16 protein-coding genes are annotated in these 17,276 nt (G+C 64.0%); 12 read left to right on the top strand and 4 right to left on the bottom strand.

Annotated features, from left to right (window positions below):
- The first annotated feature begins 1 nt into the window (after position 1).
- Genes DQW91_RS00440 through nagA form a run of 3 tightly spaced genes read left to right on the top strand, consistent with a single transcriptional unit; the run spans position 2 to position 2,962 of the window.
- The gene (locus DQW91_RS00440; RefSeq protein ID WP_112661628.1) at positions 2-787 is read left to right on the top strand and encodes a GntR family transcriptional regulator; all 786 of its coding nucleotides are present in this window, start codon (positions 2-4) and stop codon (positions 785-787) included.
- Positions 777-1,826 (top strand): SIS domain-containing protein, encoded by a 1,050-nt coding sequence (locus DQW91_RS00445; RefSeq protein WP_112661629.1) that lies wholly within the window; start codon positions 777-779, stop codon positions 1,824-1,826. The genes DQW91_RS00440 and DQW91_RS00445 overlap by 11 nt, the downstream gene beginning before the upstream one ends.
- Positions 1,826-2,962, top strand: coding sequence for an N-acetylglucosamine-6-phosphate deacetylase (gene nagA / locus DQW91_RS00450; protein WP_112661630.1), 1,137 nt, complete (start codon positions 1,826-1,828; stop codon positions 2,960-2,962). Before DQW91_RS00445 ends, nagA begins: the two co-directional genes overlap by 1 nt.
- Here nagA and DQW91_RS00455 read toward each other — a convergent pair.
- Genes DQW91_RS00455 through DQW91_RS00470 form a run of 4 tightly spaced genes read right to left on the bottom strand, consistent with a single transcriptional unit; the run spans position 2,959 to position 6,732 of the window.
- Complete coding sequence (locus tag DQW91_RS00455; RefSeq protein WP_157961286.1) at positions 2,959-3,399, bottom strand: GNAT family N-acetyltransferase; 441 nt, start codon at positions 3,397-3,399, stop codon at positions 2,959-2,961. The genes nagA and DQW91_RS00455 overlap by 4 nt on opposite strands.
- Positions 3,396-4,220 (bottom strand): ABC transporter permease, encoded by an 825-nt coding sequence (locus DQW91_RS00460; RefSeq protein WP_112661632.1) that lies wholly within the window; start codon positions 4,218-4,220, stop codon positions 3,396-3,398. Before DQW91_RS00460 ends, DQW91_RS00455 begins: the two co-directional genes overlap by 4 nt.
- Positions 4,221-4,224: 4 nt before the next feature.
- A complete protein-coding gene (locus DQW91_RS00465) occupies positions 4,225-5,172 on the bottom strand; it encodes an ABC transporter permease (RefSeq protein ID WP_112661633.1) in 948 nt (315 codons plus the stop codon).
- Between the two features lie 57 nt (positions 5,173-5,229).
- A complete protein-coding gene (locus tag DQW91_RS00470) occupies positions 5,230-6,732 on the bottom strand; it encodes an ABC transporter substrate-binding protein (protein ID WP_112661634.1) in 1,503 nt (500 codons plus the stop codon).
- A gap of 141 nt (positions 6,733-6,873) precedes the next feature.
- Here DQW91_RS00470 and DQW91_RS00475 point away from each other — a divergent pair, with 141 nt between their 5' ends.
- The 9 genes from DQW91_RS00475 (at position 6,874) to DQW91_RS00515 (ending at position 17,202) form a co-directional block, all read left to right on the top strand.
- A complete protein-coding gene (locus tag DQW91_RS00475) occupies positions 6,874-7,971 on the top strand; it encodes an anhydro-N-acetylmuramic acid kinase (protein WP_112661635.1) in 1,098 nt (365 codons plus the stop codon).
- Between the two features lie 7 nt (positions 7,972-7,978).
- Positions 7,979-9,001 carry a serine hydrolase domain-containing protein gene (locus tag DQW91_RS00480; protein WP_112661636.1) on the top strand — a complete coding sequence of 341 codons (1,023 nt, stop codon included), beginning with the start codon at positions 7,979-7,981 and terminating at the stop codon, positions 8,999-9,001.
- A 92-nt stretch (positions 9,002-9,093) separates the two neighbouring features.
- Complete coding sequence (locus DQW91_RS00485) at positions 9,094-9,978, top strand: N-acetylmuramic acid 6-phosphate etherase (protein ID WP_112661637.1); 885 nt, start codon at positions 9,094-9,096, stop codon at positions 9,976-9,978.
- 30 nt (positions 9,979-10,008) lie between these two features.
- Entirely contained in the window at positions 10,009-10,911 is a 903-nt protein-coding gene (locus DQW91_RS00490; RefSeq protein ID WP_112661638.1) for an N-acetylglucosamine kinase, read from the top strand.
- A 219-nt stretch (positions 10,912-11,130) separates the two neighbouring features.
- Positions 11,131-12,411 carry an imelysin family protein gene (locus tag DQW91_RS00495; protein WP_112661639.1) on the top strand — a complete coding sequence of 427 codons (1,281 nt, stop codon included), beginning with the start codon at positions 11,131-11,133 and terminating at the stop codon, positions 12,409-12,411.
- A 4-nt stretch (positions 12,412-12,415) separates the two neighbouring features.
- Positions 12,416-13,876 (top strand): multicopper oxidase family protein, encoded by a 1,461-nt coding sequence (locus tag DQW91_RS00500; RefSeq protein ID WP_112661640.1) that lies wholly within the window; start codon positions 12,416-12,418, stop codon positions 13,874-13,876.
- A complete protein-coding gene (locus DQW91_RS00505) occupies positions 13,876-15,042 on the top strand; it encodes a di-heme oxidoredictase family protein (RefSeq protein ID WP_112661641.1) in 1,167 nt (388 codons plus the stop codon). Before DQW91_RS00500 ends, DQW91_RS00505 begins: the two co-directional genes overlap by 1 nt.
- Before the next feature lie 8 nt (positions 15,043-15,050).
- Positions 15,051-16,100 (top strand): imelysin family protein, encoded by a 1,050-nt coding sequence (locus DQW91_RS00510; protein WP_157961287.1) that lies wholly within the window; start codon positions 15,051-15,053, stop codon positions 16,098-16,100.
- Positions 16,087-17,202 carry a DUF1513 domain-containing protein gene (locus DQW91_RS00515; protein ID WP_112661643.1) on the top strand — a complete coding sequence of 372 codons (1,116 nt, stop codon included), beginning with the start codon at positions 16,087-16,089 and terminating at the stop codon, positions 17,200-17,202. Before DQW91_RS00510 ends, DQW91_RS00515 begins: the two co-directional genes overlap by 14 nt.
- The last annotated feature ends 74 nt before the right edge of the window (positions 17,203-17,276 follow it).

Consider the following 17,276-nt stretch of genomic DNA (forward strand, 5'->3'; position numbering starts at 1 on the left):
GATGCAAGATCAAACCGCAGCCCAGCTCCCCTTGAGCGCGCTGGACGACACGAACCCGACGCCGCTCTATCTGCAGCTTCAGCAGACCATCGAAGAAGCAGTGCGCAAAGGCAACCTCAAGCCCGATGACGCACTGCCGGGAGAGCGCGATCTCGCCAAACAGCTCGGCATCTCGCGGGTCACCGTGCGCAAGGCCATCACCGGCCTCGTGAAGCGGGGCGTTCTGGTGCAGCGCTGGGGCTCCGGCACCTTCGTCGCGCATCAGATGCGGCTGGAGCAGCCGCTCTCGCGTCTTTCGAGCTTTACCGACGACATGTCGGCGCGCGGCCTCTCGTCCTCCGCCGTCCTGCTCAGCCGCTCCATTGGTCCAGCTTCGCCGGATGAGCTGATGGCGCTCGGGCTTTCGCCCGGCGATCTCGTGAGCCGCGTCAATCGTCTGCGCCTTGCGGATGGCATTCCGCTCGCCATCGAGCACGCGGTTGTCCCGAGCCGTTTCCTGCCCGACCCTTCCGCCGTGAAGCAATCGCTTTACGCGGTGCTGCATGAGCAAGGTTGCATCCCCGTGCGTGCGCTGCAACGCCTGCACGCGGTTCTGCTTTCCGCCGAGCAGGCCGCTTTGCTCAAAGTGACGCCGCAAAGTCCTGCGCTCTATATCGAGCGCCGCTCATTCACCAATGCCGGCGAAGTCGTCGAATTCACCTCGTCCTATTATCGCGGGGACGCCTATGACTTCGTCGCCGAACTGACCCTCCACCAACCCGAACGGAACTTGAACGATGACGAATGACCCGCAGATCTCCGCCTCAACCGCCATGCTGCGGGAAGCGCAGGAAGCGCCGGAGGTCGTCGCGCGTCTCTTGTCCGCCAACGCCTCTCTCTGCCGCGATCTCGGCGCGCGCCTGCGCGCCTCACCGCCGCCCTTTGCGGTGACCTGCGCGCGTGGCAGCTCCGACAATGCGGCAACCTTCGCCAAGTATCTCCTGGAGATCCATTCCGGTCTCGTCACGGCTTCCGTCGGCCCGTCCGTCACCTCCGTCTACGCCGCTCGCCCGCGCATGCGCGGCGCACTGTTTCTCGCCGTCTCGCAATCGGGCCGCAGCCCCGACATTCTCGATCTCGCGAAAGCGGGCCGTGACGACGGCGCGTTGACCGTGGCACTCGTCAACGACACCACGTCACCGCTCGCCTCAACTTGCGAGGTGGTTCTGCCGCTTCACGCGGGGCCGGAGAAAAGCGTCGCGGCGACGAAGTCCTTCATTGCGGCGCTCGCCGCCGGCTTGCAGCTTGTCGCCCACTGGTCGGCGGACGAAGCCCTCCTTGCCGCGCTCGACAAGCTTCCGGAGATTCTGCATCAGGCCGCGCAGAAAGACTGGTCATCTGCGGCTCCGCTAATCGCCAAGGCCGACGACCTCTTCGTCGTCGGTCGCGGCCTCGGCTTCGCGGTGGCGCAGGAGGCTGCGCTGAAGCTGAAGGAGACCTCCGGCATTCATGCAGAGGCCATGAGCGCCGCGGAATTGATGCACGGCCCCTGGACGCTGGCGGGCGAGAACTTCCCGATCCTCGTCATGAGCCAGCGTGATGAAACGCTCGGCGGCGTCAATGATCTCGTCGCACGCCTCAACGAGCAGAACGTTCCCGTGATCGTCGCGGGCGCGGCGGATGGACCGGCGCGAGCCATGCTGCCTTTCGTGGATGGCGTTCACCCCTTCATCGCTCCCATCGCGCTGATCCAGAGCTTCTATCCACTGGTCAACGCCGTGGCGCTGGCGCGCGGCCGTAACCCCGATGCGCCGCCGCGTCTGCGCAAAGTGACGGAGACGGTCTGATGGCAACGGCACTTATCGGAGCCCGCATCTTCGACGGGAACCACATGCTCGAAGGCCGGGCCGTGGTGATCGAAAATGGGCGGATCGCGGGACTGCCCCACGAAAAGGATCTCGGCGCGGGTGTCAAAGCGCAGCGCATCGAGGGTCTTCTCGCGCCGGGCTTCATCGATACGCAGGTCAATGGCGGCGGCGGCGTTCTCTTCAACGACGAGCGCAACGTGGATGGCATCCGCGCCATCTGCGAGGCGCATCGCCGCTATGGCACCACCGGGCTTTTGCCGACCTTCATCACCGATACGCGCGAGCGCATGGCTGAGGCTGTGAAGGCTGCGGGCGAAGCACTCGACAAGCGCGTTCCCGGCATGCTCGGCTTCCATGTGGAAGGTCCTTTCATCAACCCGGAACGCAAGGGCGTGCACAACCCCGCCTATATGCGCCCGCTCGAGGATGAAGACATCGCGATCCTCACGTCGCTCAAGGCGGGACGCAACATGGTGACCGTCGCGCCGGAAAAGAACGACATGCCCGCCATCGCGCGTCTTGCGCGCGCGGGCATTCTGGTGAGCGCAGGCCACACGGCGGGCGACTACGCTACGATCACGGAGGCGATCCGCCACGGCCTGCGCGGGTTCACGCATCTCTTCAATGCGATGCCGCCGCTCGCAGGACGCGACCCCGGTCCCGTTGGCGCGGCGCTCGATTCAGATAGCACCTGGTGCGGCCTCATCGTCGACGGCTTCCACGTCAGCGACGCCTCAATGCGCGCGGCCATCGCGGCCAAGGGCATCGACAATATGATGCTGGTGACCGATGCCATGTCCTCCGTGGGGTCCAATCTCACGACATTCGAACTCCTGGGCAAGACGGTCTATCGCGAGAACGGCAAGCTGACGACCGCCGACGGCACCCTTGCGGGTTCTGATCTCGACATGGCGAGCGGCGTGCGCAACATCGTGCAGCGTCTCGGGCTCTCGCTGCCGGAGGCCCTGCGCATGGCTTCGCTCAACCCGGCGGCATTCCTGAAGCTCGATCACGAACTCGGCCGCATCGCCATCGGCTACCGTGCTGATCTCGTGCTGCTTGACGACGATCTGAAGGTTCTCGGCACCTGGATTAACGGCGAAGGGTCGCTTTAAATCGCAGGCTTCTCGTAGAGCACGAAACTGCGGGTTTTCCCGGCAAAATCGCGCTCGTAAGAGCGCGACACGGTCCAGCCGTGACGCTCATAGAACCCGCGTGCCGCATGATTGTCGCGAAAGCACTCGAGGCTCTTCGCGCCCGCCCTCTCCGCATCCCGCAGCAGCAAGGTGCCAGCGCCCTTGCCCGCGGCGTCGGGATCCATGAACAGCATGTCGATGTGGCCGTCGGTCATGAGGAGGAAGCCGAGCAGCTTGTCGTCCTCGGCGACCATCAGGCGCGGCCAGCTATCCTCGAACCGGGCGGCGAAGAAGGCCGCATTGCGAGAGGCGAGCGCCTCTTCCTCCAGAATCGTCGCGAAAGCCGCGCGATAGGAACGCTCCGCAATCGTAGCTAGCGCGGCGATATCGTCGCGAGTCGCCGGGCGCAGCCTCACGATTGCCCCCGCAAGCGCGGATCGAGCGTGTCGCGCAAGGCATCGCCCAACAGGTTGAAGCCGAAAGACAGGAAGAGGATCGCAAAGCCTGCAAAGACCGCGTTCCACGGCGAGAGCAGGAGAAAGTTTCGCCCTTCCGAGAGCATCAAGCCGAGCGAGGGCGTCGGCGGCTGCGTGCCGAGGCCGAGGAAGGAGAGCGAAGCTTCCACGAGAATGGCCGCCGAGAGCAGAAGGCTTGTCTGCACCAGAATGACCGAGGCGAGGTTTGGCAGGATGTGCAGGAAGATGATGCGCGCGTCCGATGCGCCGATGGCCTTTGCTCCCGCCACATATTCGCTCTCGCAGAGCACCAGCGCCGGTCCGCGCAGGAGCCGCGCGAAGATCGGGGTATAGACGACCGCGATGGCGATGGCCGCGCTATAGGTCTGTGGCCCGAGAACGGCGATGACACCGATGGCGAGCAGCATGACCGGGAAGGCGAAGAGAATATCCATCACGCGCATGATGATGCGGTCGAGCCAGCCCCGATAGTAAGCCGCCATGAGGCCGAGCGCGCCGCCGATGACGAGCGCGATGCCCACCGCGACGAGGCAGGCCATCAGCGACGTGCGATAGCCAAAGAGAATGCGCGTGAAGACATCGCGCCCCAGTTGGTCGGTGCCGAGCCAATGGGCCATGCTCGGGCCTTTAAGGCGCGCGACGACGCTCTGCGCCATCGGATCGTAAGGCGCAATGACCGGCGCGAAGAGCGCGAGAAAAACTTGCACCACCACGAAGATAGTGGCGAAGGCGAGAAGCTTGTTCTTCCAAAACCGCGACATGATTTTAAGCCCTCACGCGCGGATCGATGACGATGTAGAGGAAATCGACAACGAAGTTCACCAGAACGAAGCCCGTCGTGACGACGAGAATGGTCGCTTGAATGAGCGGATAATTGCGCTCGGCAATGGCCCCGAGGATGAGACGGCCGAGCCCCGGAATGGCGAAGACCTGCTCCACGACGATGGCGCCGCCGAGAAGGTACCCCGTCATGATGCCGACGCTGGTGATGAACGGGATCAGCGCATTGCGCAGCGCGTGCTTGTAGACGACAGAGCGCTCGCTCACGCCCTTGGCGCGCGCGGTGCGGATATAGTCCTGCCCCAGCGCATCGAGCATCGCCGAGCGCACGAGCCGGGAGAGATTGGCGAGGATCGGCAAGGCCAGCGCGAAGGCGGGCAGGATGAGCCGCTCCAGATTACCGAGCGGATCTTCCGAGAACGGCACGTAGCCTAGCGATGCGAAGCTCGGCGCGAATTGCGCGAGAAACAGAATGAGAACGATGCCGAGCCAGAAGGAGGGGATGGTGAGGCCGGCAATCGCGCCGACGCGCATGGCGACATCCGCCGCGCCGCCGCGCGTGCGCGCCATCAGGCAGCCGACAGGCACCGCCAGCCCCGCGCCGACGATGAGCGCCAGAACTGTGAGTTCGAGCGTCGGCCACAGATGAACCATGATCTCTTGCGCCACGGGCCGTCCGGTCCAGAGCGAGGTTCCGAAATCACCGCGCAAGGCGGCAGAGGCCCACACGAGATATTGCTCGATCATCGGGCGGTCGAGCCCGACGCGGCTTTTCAACTCGGCCATGCGCTCGGGCGTGATCTCGGTATTCGCCCCGAGCATGATCGCCACCGCATCGCCAGGGATGAGGCGGATCATGAGGAAGACGATGATCGAGACCCCGATGAGAACAAGGATCAGATCGAGAATACGCGAGGCGAGAACGCGGCTCATGGAGAAAGCTTCTTGAAGGAGGCGGCGCCGCCAAAAAGGCGGCGCCGCATTTCGTCATCAGGGCTGCAGCGACGCGCCGCGCAGCGTGGAGAGCGACCGGTTCGGCATCACGTCATAGCCCTGCAGCTTGTCGCGCATGGCGGAGAACAGCGTGCCGTAGGTCAGGTGCGCAACCGGGCCCGAGCAGGCGAGTTTCTTCTGAACCTCGTCATAGGCCTTCTTGCGAGCGGCCTGATCCTGCGTCGTGCGCGCGCTGTCGAGAAGCTGATCGACGCTCGCGTCCGAATACTTGAACACGTTGGTCGAACCGCCGGTGCGGAAGGTGCGGTAGAAATAGTCATCCGGATCGGGGCTGCCCGAGTTGATCGAGGCGAACATCTCGAAGTTGCTGTTGCGCCAATCCTGAATGAACTGGCCCTGCTCCTGGTTCTTCAGCTCGACCTTGAAGCCAGCCTTGTTGAGCTGCTCCTGCACCACCTGCGCGATGTCCTTGATGTCCTGACGCGGCAGAACGTTCATGGTCACCGCGAGCGGCGTCGTCACGCCCGCTTCCTTCAGAAGCGCCTGGGCCTTCGCCGGATCGGGCTTGTAGCAAGCGTAGTCCTTCACATCGACAGCCCAGGACTTCAGAGCCGGCGAGAGCGGACCGCCGGGCACGCCCGCGCCGAAGAGCGCGGCGTCGACGATCTCCTGACGGTTGATGGCGTAGTTCACCGCCTCGCGCACCTTCGGATTGTCGAAGGGCGGCTTGGACACGTTGATGCCGATGAGGGTGTAAGCGAGATCGAGCGTCTCACCGAGCTTGACGGCCGGCTTGCCCTTGACCTGCAGTGCCGTCGCCGCGTCGATGTTCGGCAGAAGCGAATATTGTCCGTTCACGAGGCCGACCTGGCGGGTCGCCGATTCGGGAACGAGGTTGAACTTGAGGCCGGAAAGCTTCGGCAGGCCTGCCTGCCAGTAGCCCTCATGCTTGGTGAGAAGGATGAAGCCGTTCGGCTGCCATTCCTTGAATTTGAACGGACCGGTGCCGTCCGGGGCCTTCTGGAGAATGTCCTTGTCCGTCTCGACGGAGGCCGGAACGATGGCAAGCGTCGCGAGCGAGGTGAGCAGCGGAGCCGACGGCTCCTTCAGCTTGAACTCGACGGTCAGCGGATCGATGGCGGTCGCCGTCTCGATGGCGGAAACGCGGCTTGCCAGCGGCGAGGCGATATCCTTGCTCTGCAGGCGGCGGATCGTGGAAACCACGTCCTTGGCTTCCATGCTCGAACCGTCGTGGAATTTCACGTTCGGCCGCAGCTTGAAGGTATAGGTCTTACCGTCCGGCGAAATCGTCCAGGATTCCGCGAGGCTGGGGTTGACCTTCAGGTCCTTGTCGACGGCGGTGAGGCCTTCATAGATGTTGCCGTTCACGACCATGAAGCTCGGGAAGGCGGTGATGAGGTGCGGGTCGAGGCCCGTCGGGCTCTGGTCCATGCCGATTTCCAGAACCTGAGCCGAGGCGGACGTTGCCGCCATCATCAATCCCGCAGCGACGATCCCGCGCAGCTTTACCTTGAGCATGCCTTTGTCTCCCTCTCTGGCAGTGGTCGAACTATAAGGGATCGCGCTGTGCCTGTCATGGTCCAATAACATACCACTCTGGACCGCCGGTCCGGACTTGCAGTATGGTCGGGGGAACAGCGGCCCCTTGGGAGAACGGTCATGTCGCAACGGCCTGTGGTTCGGGCAATCGGCGTCATCAGCGGCACGTCGATGGACGGCATCGACGTGTCCATCGTGGAAACGGACGGCGACACCATCGTCAGGCCGGGCCCGGGACGGACCTTTCCCTACCCGGAGGATTTGCGCCGCGTTTTGCAGGACCTCATCGCGCAGCCCGAGCGGGCGCAGAGCGAGCCGCTCGAAGCGCTGGAACGTGACGTGACGGACGCGCATATCGCGGCCATCCGGCGTTTCATGGAGGAGGCAGGCACCGCGCTCAGCGATGTTCAGCTCATCGGCTTTCACGGCCAGACCGTCTATCACCGCCCGGAAGTTCGCTTCACCCGTCAGCTCGGCCTCGGCGAGCGTGTCGCGAAAACCCTCGGCATCGACACGGTCTATCGTTTCCGCCACGCGGATGTGGCCTCCGGCGGAGAGGGCGCGCCCTTCGTGCCGCTTTACCACCGCGCGCTGGCGAGCAAGCTGCCGCAGCCTGTGATGGTTCTCAATCTCGGCGGCGTCGGCAATGTCACCTATATCGACGGTGACACGGTGATCGCGTTCGACACCGGTCCCGCCAGCGCCCTGCTGGACGATTTCGTGCTCCGCCGCCGCGGGCTCGCCTTTGACGAGAACGGGCAGCTCGCCGCCTCCGGCAAGGTCGACCAGAAGCTCGTCGATGAATTCATGACGAACCCGTACTTCGCGCGCCCTGCGCCGAAGTCTCTCGACCGGCAGGATTTCCATGCGCGCGCCAAGGGCGTCGAAGTGTTGTCCGATGCGGACGGTGCGGCGACGCTTGCGGCATTCACGATTGAATCCGTCGTCGCCGCACTCAAGCATGTTCCGCGCGCGCCGCAACGCTGGCTCGTTACCGGCGGTGGACGCAACAACGCGCATTTCATGAAACGGCTGCGCGAACGCCTCGGCGTCGCCGTCGATCCGGTGGAAGCGGTGGGCTGGAACGGCGATTTCCTCGAAGCGCAGGCCTTCGGCTATCTCGCCGTGCGCTCCACGCAAGGTCTGCCTTTAAGTCTGCCGACGACGACCGGCGTGCCGCATCCCATGCCCGGCGGCGAACTCAACCGCGCGGCGTGATTCTCACATGACACTGGATGAACTGATCGTTCAGGCCTTCGAGCCCGCGCGAAACTCCGTTGAAGGCGGCGCGATTCCAGGCGCCGTTCTCGGCGTCGTCACCAAGGACGGCGCGCGCGCCGTTCATCTTGCAGGCTCCGCGCAAATCGAACCGACGCGCGAGATGCTGACCCGACAGACGTGGTTCGACCTCGCTTCCCTGACCAAGGTGATCTTCACCACCACGGCGATCCTGCGCCTTGTCGAGGCGGGACGGATCGCCCTTGACGATCCGCTCGTCAAGGTGATCCCGGATCTGCGCCAATACGACATGAACGCCACCGAGCAGCGTCTGACATTCCGGCAATGCCTGTCGCACAACACGCATCTGCCGGCGGTGGAACCGCTTTACACCTATGGGCAGGACCCGCAGACGCTGCGCGCCTTCATTTTGCAGCGCGTCTGGCAACCGAGCCCGCCGGTCTATTCCGACAACAACTTTATGATGCTCGGCATCGCCATCGAGCGCATGACGGGAAAGCCGCTGATCGAGCAGCCGCTTGCGCCCGGCCTTACCTTCACGCCCGATCCGCAACAATGCGCCGCGACGGAAAAGTGCACATGGCGCGGACGCGTGATACGCGGCGAAGTGCATGACGAGAACGCCTATGCGTTCGGCGGCGCATCCGGCCACGCGGGTTTGTTCGGCACCGTCGACGGCGTGCTCGATTTCGCGCGTTCCCTTCTCGATGGCAGCGGCCTTTCGCCTTCAAGCCTCGCGGCGATCCGCGAGCGGCAGTCGGAGAAGCGCACCATCGGCTGGGAGGGGTGCTATGACGGCTGGTCGGGCGGCGATTCCTGCTCGGCTTCCACCATAGGCCATACAGGTTTCACCGGCACCGGACTGTGGGTGGATTTCGAACGCGGCATCGCGTGGTCTCTTCTGACCAACCGGGTGCATCCGTCGCGGCACAAGGACAGCGGCATCATCCCGCTGCGCCGCGAAACGGGCGACAAGGTCATCGCCCTGTTCGACGCGCTGGTGCGCTGATTCGCGTTCGGTGATTTTCAGCGCCGGACTGCCTTTCGCCCGTTGCTCAGGACACAAAGTGGACCTATACTGGTCTGCAAGAAAGAAGCATCATGGCAACAGAACAGTTCAGCGCCCGCTTTCAGGATCTCGACTCCTGGCCAAGCCACGAAATCCTTGCCGCTCTCTATGAGGGCCAGCTCGCCGCCGTCGCCGCCGTGCGGGAGGCGCTGCCGGCCATCGCCGCCGCCGCCGAAGAGGCGGTGGAGCGCCTGGGACGTGGCGGACGCCTCATCTATGCCGGTGCAGGCACATCGGGCCGCATCGGCGTGCAGGATGGCACGGAGCTTCCGCCCACCTTCAACTGGCCCGATGACAAGCTGGTCTATCTCATCGCGGGCGGTCCCGGCGCGTTGCTTCAAGCTGTCGAAAACGCCGAGGATTCTGTCGAGGAAGGCACGGCTGGCATCCGCAATGCCAATGTCGGCCCGAACGATGTGGTGATCGGTGTTGCTGCGAGCGGCAACACGCCCTTCACCATCGCCGCGCTCATCGAGGCGAAGGCGCGCGGCGCGCAGACCATCGGCATCTCCAATAATTCCGGCGCGAAAATTCTCTCCGCCTGCTCACACCCGATTCTCGCCGATACGGGCGAGGAGGTCGTGGCCGGCTCCACCCGCATGAAAGCGGGCACCGCGCAGAAGATCATTCTCAACCTTCTCTCCACGCTCATCATGATCCGCCTCGGCCGCGTCTATCGCGGCCTGATGGTGCACATGCGCGCGACTAACGCCAAGCTGCGTCGCCGCAGCGCGGTCATGGTGATCCAGATCACCGGCTGCGACGAGGAAACCGCCGCCAAGGCGCTCGCCGAAGCCGATGGCGATGTGAAGACCGCCGTTCTCGTGGCGCTCGGCATCGGCGTCGCGGAGGCGAAGGAGCGGCTGGACAAGAGCAACGGCAACTTGCGAGTGGCGCTTTCCCAACTCTCGAAGTAGCTTCTCCCGAGCTGAGGAAGACAATTCGAAATGGCGTTGGGATTGGGGATCGATGCGGGCGGCACCGCCACGCGCTGGCGTTTGTGTGACGAGAAGGGCGAATGCGTCGCGCAAGGCACGGCAGATCCGCTCTCGGGTCATCTGTTCTCCGCCGCCGCCGAGGAGCGTGCGCGCGACATCATCGCCAGCATTGCAAACGCAGTCGCGGCACATGGCAAGCCCTCGGGAATTGTCGCGGGCATCACCGGCCTGACGCGCGACACACCCGCCGAGATTCTCGTGCGCGACATGCTGGCCGATGCCTTCAAGGTCGCGAGCGACAAGATCTTCGTCGCGGAGGACATGTGGATCGCCTACCTGTCCTACTTCGCGCTCGGCGAAGGCATTCTCGTCTACAGCGGCACCGGCTCGATCGGCTATTACCTCGCCGAGGACAAGACCGTGCTGCGCGTCGGCGGGCGCGGCAATCTCATCGACGATGCGGGATCGGGCTTCTGGATCGCCCGCGAGGCCTTGAAGGCCGTTCTGCGGCAAGAAGAGGAAAGCCCCGGCGAGGGCTGGGCGACACCTCTCGGCCAGGCGCTCGCCCAACCGCTCGGCGGCACGGACTGGAACGTGGTGCGCGCCTATGTCTATGGCGGCGACCGCGGCAAGATCGGTACGCTCGCCCGCGCGGTCGCGGAAGCAGCGCAAGGGGGCGATGCCGTCGCCCTGAATATTCTGCGCGATGCCGGCCAGGAGCTGGCCCGCCTCGCCAACAGCCTCATCAAGCGCGTCGGCCCGCGCCCCGTGGCGCTCGTCGGCGGCGGCTCACGCCTGCATCCGATTGTCGCACAGGCCTTCCGCGAAAAGCTGTCGCCACCGGTCGAAGTAATCACCAGCGATGTCGACGCCGCCATGACCGCGGCGCGCCTTGCCGCGACGGTTCAATAGCAAACACAGAAACCGAAGCAGACATCGCCTGCCACCTTGCTGCGCAAGAAAACTCGTTTCGCAGTATATCAGTTTCAAATACTTCCAATCTGCCTCTTTGGAAGAATTCTATTCTTTTGCAGCTCTATTGCATCTCGTTTTCCGAGAGCCTAGTCATGCCGCCTCGATGGCATGGAGGCCGGGCATCACCCTCGCCGATGCCCGCAACGGGAGCTGGGAATGAAACTGAAGCTTGTCGCGATGGCGGCCCTGATGGCCGGAACCTCGTTTGGAACGTTGGCGCGCGCAGACGCGCCGCAGCCGAAGGCGATTGTCGAAACTTACGCGACCATCGCGCATGCCATGTACAGTGATGCCCTGAGCACAGCGCGCGATCTCTCGAAGGCCGTGGACGCGCTTCTCGCCAACCCGAGCGATGAGACGTTGAAGACGGCGCGTGCAGCGTGGATCAAGGCGCGCGTTCCTTACCTGCAGACGGAAGGTTTTCGTTTCGGCAACAAGCGTGTCGATGAGTGGGAAGGCAAGGTCAACGCCTGGCCGCTCGATGAAGGCCTGATCGATTACGTTGACGCCAAGAGCTATGGCGAATCCTCCGACAGCAATCCGCTCTACCGCGCCAACATCATCGCCAACAAGAAGATCCGCGTCGGCAAGAAGCAGATCGACGCATCGAAGATCACCAAGAAGCTTCTGGCGGAAAGCCTGCATGAAGCGGGTGGCGTCGAGGCGAATGTCGCGACGGGTTATCATGCCATCGAGTTCCTGCTCTGGGGGCAGGACCTCAACGGCACAGGAGCGGGTGCCGGCAAGCGCGCCGCAAGCGATTACTCGCTGCAGAACTGCACCAACGGCAATTGCGACCGCCGTCGTGATTACCTGAAGGCCGTGACCGATCTTCTCGTGGACGATCTTTCTGACATGGCAAAGGCCTGGGACGCCAAGGGCAAAGCGCGGCAGGACGTGGCGAAGAAGGACGGCAATGCGGGCCTTGCCACCATCCTCACCGGCCTCGGCAGCCTCTCTTACGGCGAGCTCGCGGGCGAGCGGATGAAGCTCGGCCTCATCCTGCACGATCCGGAAGAGGAGCAGGATTGCTTCTCCGACAACACGCACAACTCGCATTACAACGACGCCGTCGGCATGCTCGCGATCTATCAGGGCAAATACACGCGCCCCGATGGGCAGGTGGTGCAGGGCGCGAGCCTTGCGGACTACGCCAAGGAAAAGGCCCCGGAGGAAGCCGCGAAGATCGAGGCGGCAATGACCAACGCCGTCGCAAAGCTCAAGGCCATCAAGGACCGTGCGGATTCCGGCAAGGAGGCCTATGATCAGATGATTGCCGAGGGCAATGCGGAAGGAAACAAGGCCGTGCAGGAAGGCGTCGACGCCCTCGTCGTTCAGGCCCGCGCCATCGAGGCGCTGGTGAAGAAGCTCGGCCTGACCATCAAGATGGAAGGTTCCCAGAGCCTCGACGATCCGAAGTCCGTCGGGAAAAGCTGACGCCATGATCGGACGCCGGAGCGTTCTGAAAGGCATCGGCGCGGCGGCTCTCGCTTCCGCGACCGGCGCTTCGGGACTTCTCGCGCGTCCGGTAAAGATTGCGCCGCTCACACCGCGCCCGCCGGCACCCGGCGGGCGCGTTCTCGATTGGCGCTTTACCAGCATGGAACGCCCCGCGCGCCTTCTCGGACCCATGGGCCCCGAGACGCGCGTGTGGACCTACACGGATGAACTCATGCCCGTGCTGCGCGCCCGGGTCGGCGACACGATCCGCGCACGGCTTGAGAACCGTCTCGACGAGCACACCGCCATTCACTGGCACGGCATCCGCGTGCCGAACGCGATGGACGGCGTTCCGTTCGTGACGCAGCCTCCCGTGAACAAGGGCGAGAGCTTCACTTACGAATTCACCCTGCCCGATCCCGGCACGTTCTTCATCCATCCTCACTGCAATGAATCCGGACAGACCGGACGAGGCATGGCGGGCGTCCTGATCGTGGAAGGCGACGAGCGCCGCGCGCCGGATGCCGATCTCATTCTCGCCTGCAAGGATTGGCGCCTCGCCGAGGATGGAAGCTGGCTTCCCTTCGAGACGACGGAAGGCGCAAGCCGCGCGGGAACTTTCGGCACCGTGCGCGCCGTCAACGGCGTCGGCTCCGTCAATGCCGATGTGCCGGCGGAAGGCGATATCCGCCTGCGCGTGCTCAATCTCGACGGCAGCCGCGTTCTCGAAATCGGCGTCGATGGAGCGGAGGCTTACGTCATCGCCATCGACGGCAATGCCGTGCCGCCCTTCGCGCTCGAGACATGGCGCATGGGATCGGCCATGCGTCTCGACATTCTGGTGCGCGCGCCGAAAGCCGGAAAAAGCTTCAAGGTGATCGACTATTATTCGTCGGAGCCCTGGACGCTCGGCACCTATCGCGCCGTCGGCTCCGCGCGGAAGGTGCGCGCTTTCGATCCCGCCATTCTCTATGCACCCGATCTGCCACGCGCCGACCTCGCGCAAGCGGAACGCATGAGCTTCACCTTCTCCGCATCCTCCGGCTCCGCTGCGGACATGGCGACGAAGCTCGAGCCGAGCGATCCGCTCGCGAAAGTTCTGCTCGACGGTCTGTGCGTGCGCGACAAGACGTTCTGGGCGATCAATCAGGCCTCGTGGCCGACAACCGACCATCGCCAACTGCCCGCTCCGCTCGGCCTGCTGCAGGCCGGCCGCTCCTATGTGTTCGAGCTGATGAACGCGACACCGCATCATCATCCGATTCATCTGCACGGCCACACCTTCGAGGTCTTGAGCACATCCCGGCTCGCGCGCCCGCGCCACTTTGCAGATACCGTTTTGTTGCAACCGAAGGAACGGATCAAGATCGCCTTCGTCGCACAAAAAGGCGACTGGATGTTCCATTGCCATCTGCTCGAGCATCTCGAATACGGCATGATGGGCTATTTGCGGGTCGCGTGATGAAGCGCTTCGTCATCGCGGGTCTGATTGGCATTGCACCGGTACAGAGCCACGCTCTCGATGAGGCCATCGGCCGTGCCCTGTTCCGCCGCGCCTGGGTTCCCGCGCCTTCATCGACGCTTGCCAATGACGGACTGGGACCGCTGTTCAATGCGCGCTCCTGCGCCGCCTGCCACACGACGCTTGACCGTGTGAAGGTGGAGACCGATGCCGCCGGCATCGTGATGAGCGACAACATCGCCCTCAGGTTCAGCAACGCCTCCGGCGCGCCCGATCCGGTTTACGGCAGGCAGTTGCAGACATCCGCCGTTTCCGGCGTCATGCCGGAAGGGCGCATCGTCATGAGCAATGGCTGCTACAAGCCTGATGCCCTCGCCTATGGCGATCTCGATCCGCAAACGCGCACGGGCACACTCCTCGCGCCGGCCCTTCGCGGTCTCGGCCTCATCGAAACCATCCCGGACGCTGCCATTCTTGCGATGACGCAGGAGGAAAAACCGGATGGCGTGCGCGGGCGCATCAACTGGGTCACGGATAGCCACGGACAAAAGCGCATCGGACGCTTCGGATGGAAGGCTTCCGCTCCAACGTTGCCGGAGCAGGTCGAACAGGCCTTCCATCTCGATCTCGGCATGTCGACGCTGGGACGCCCTGCCCTTGCGGGCGATTGTACGTCTGCACAGAAGGCCTGCCTTGCGGCGCCCCACGGGGGCGACGAAACCACGCCGGAGATTTCCGGCGAGATCGTCTCTCGCATCGCGGCCTATCTTGCTTCAATCGCGCCGCCTCCTGTGGCTGAAACCAAACGCGCGGGCGAGCGTCTCTTTGCAGCAACCGGCTGCGCGGCCTGCCATCGCCCGTCCATTCCCGGAAAGGACGGCCCGGTCCGCGCTTTCACCGACCTTCTGCTCCACGACATGGGAGCGGAGCTTGACGGCGGTGCGACGGAACCGGGCGTGGCCTCAACAGAATGGCGCACCGCGCCGCTCTGGGGCCTTTCGCGAGCTCTTGCGAACAGCTCACGGCTGTTGCATGACGGACGTGCCTCGACCCTTGAGGACGCCATCCGCCTGCATGGCGGAGAGGCCGCTCGAGCAAGGACACGTTTCGAGGCTCTCAATGCGTCTGAACGGCAAAAGCTCATCGAATACTTGAGGTCGCTATGAGGACAGACATGTTCCGGTTGCCCGTCGTCGCCTTTATGGCGCTCGTTGTCTTCACAGGTGTCGCGAAAGCGGACGCGAACCGCGAAACGCTGGTGAAAGTCTCGCGCGACTTCATCATTCCCCGTTACGAGACGCTCGCCAAGGCGATGACGGCGCAGCAACTCGCATGGGAGACCTTTTGCGCCGCTCCGAAGACGGAGGCAGCCTCCTCCCTTCAGGATGCGTATCAGAAAGCCGCCGATGCCTGGGCGGGCATCGAGTTCGTTCTCTACGGGCCGATCTCCACCGATTTTCGTTTCGAACGCATGGCGCATTGGCCGGAGCGGCAGAACACCGTCAACCGCGCACTCGGCAATCTTCTCTCGCGCACCGGCGAGGATGATTTGACGCCTGAGCGCTTTCCCCAAACGAGCGCTGCGGTGCAAGGTTTGACCGCGCTCGAACGTCTGCTCTTCGAGAAGGACGCCGCAAAGGCGCTGACGGATGGTTCGGATGCCGCCAAGCGCCGCTGCGCCGTCGGCCGCGCTATTGCGCGCGGCCTTAGCGTAACGAGCGCCAAGGTTCTCGATGAGTGGCGTCGTCCAGGTGGCATGCTTGCCACGCTGGAGAGCGGAGACACCGCCCTTCTCGACGATGGCGCAACACGCCTCGCCACGGACTATGTGGGCCTGTTCGACATCATCGACGATCAAAAGCTCGGCGCTCCGATGGGCAAGAAGCCGGACGACGCAAAGCCCTTGCTGGCAGAAGGCTGGCGCAGCCAGCGCTCCTTGCGCGCCATCCTTATCAATCTCGACGCAGCGGAAGCGATGGGCAAGCTGCTTGTCGATCCCAATTCAGACGAGGGCTCATCCCTGTTCTACGCCCTGCGCACCGCGCGCGCGATGACGCAGGGGCTCGGACAGGCGAACATCGGAACGCTCTCCGCCGATCCCAAAACGCGTGGCCGGATCGTTCTTTTGCGCGACGCCGTTCACTCGCTGCGCGAGATTGCGGGCAACACCATTCCAACCGCGCTTGGCGTGACGATAGGGTTCAACAGCCGTGACGGCGATTGACCGGCGCTCATTCCTCGCGGCTTTGAGCGCGACGATTGCCGCGTCCGGCGGATCGCGGCTTGCCTTTGCGGGCACCCCCGAGCCGCTCTTCGTCTCGGCCAGCCTAGACTCATCGGATGCCGCATACGTCGCCGTGTTCGCACTCGACGGGCGCATGCTCTTCAACACGCGTTTGCCTGAGCGCGGCCACGACATTGCCATCCGCCCCTTCTCCGAAGATCTCGTGGTTTTCGCTCGCAGGCCCGGCAACTGGGCCGCGATCATCGACCGCAACAGCGGCAACGTAACACGGGTCGTCACCTCGCCGCCGGGTCGTCATTTTTACGGCCACGGCGTGTTTTCAGCCGATGGCGGACTGCTCTATGCCACCGAGAACGCGATGGCGACGGGAGATGGCGTTCTCGGCATCTATGACGCGACGGCGGATTATCGCCGGGTCGGCGAAATGCCAAGCTACGGCATCGGCCCTCACGATCTCGCGTTTCTCCCCGGCCATCGCCACATCGTGGTGGCGAATGGCGGCATCAAAACGCATCCCGGAACGGGCCGCGAAATTCTCAACAAGGACGAGATGGAGCCGAGCCTCGCGCTCGTCGATCCGCAAAGCGGCAGCGTTCTCGTCAAGACGGACCTTGGTGCGGCGTTGAAGGGGCTGAGCATCCGCCACCTCGCCGTCACGGCAGCAGGCACAACGGTGTTCGGCTGCCAGTTCGAGGGCGACCCGAATGAGATGCCGCCTCTCGTCGGCGTCATGACGCCCGATGGCAAGACGCGTTTTCTCGACATGCCGGAAGACGATCTCGGCGCGCTTCAAAACTATGTCGGCTCTGTCTCCCTCGATGCCTCCGGCAAACTCGCCGCCGCCACAAGCCCGCGCGGCAACACCATCGCGTTCTGGGATGTGTCGAGCGGGCAATATCTCGGGCGTCGCCGCATGTCAGACGTGTGCGGCGTGGCGGCAGCGCCCATTGAAGGCGTCCTTCTTGCAACCTCCGGCAATTCCGGCGTCAGGCTCGCCCCGGTGGCAACACAGGAGCTGAAGCGTCTCGGTGGAACGGAGCTCGACCGCTGGACCTGGGACAACCATCTGCGGCGTTTGTGAAGCTACGCAGCAGCATTTTCCGTGCTGCCACGGCGACAAACGTCACGCCTGTCCTATAGTGCAAGGCTGGATGG

Origin of the sequence: Microvirga flavescens, from assembly GCF_003290125.1 — a bacterium.
Classification (GTDB): Bacteria; Pseudomonadota; Alphaproteobacteria; order Rhizobiales; family Beijerinckiaceae; genus Microvirga; species Microvirga flavescens.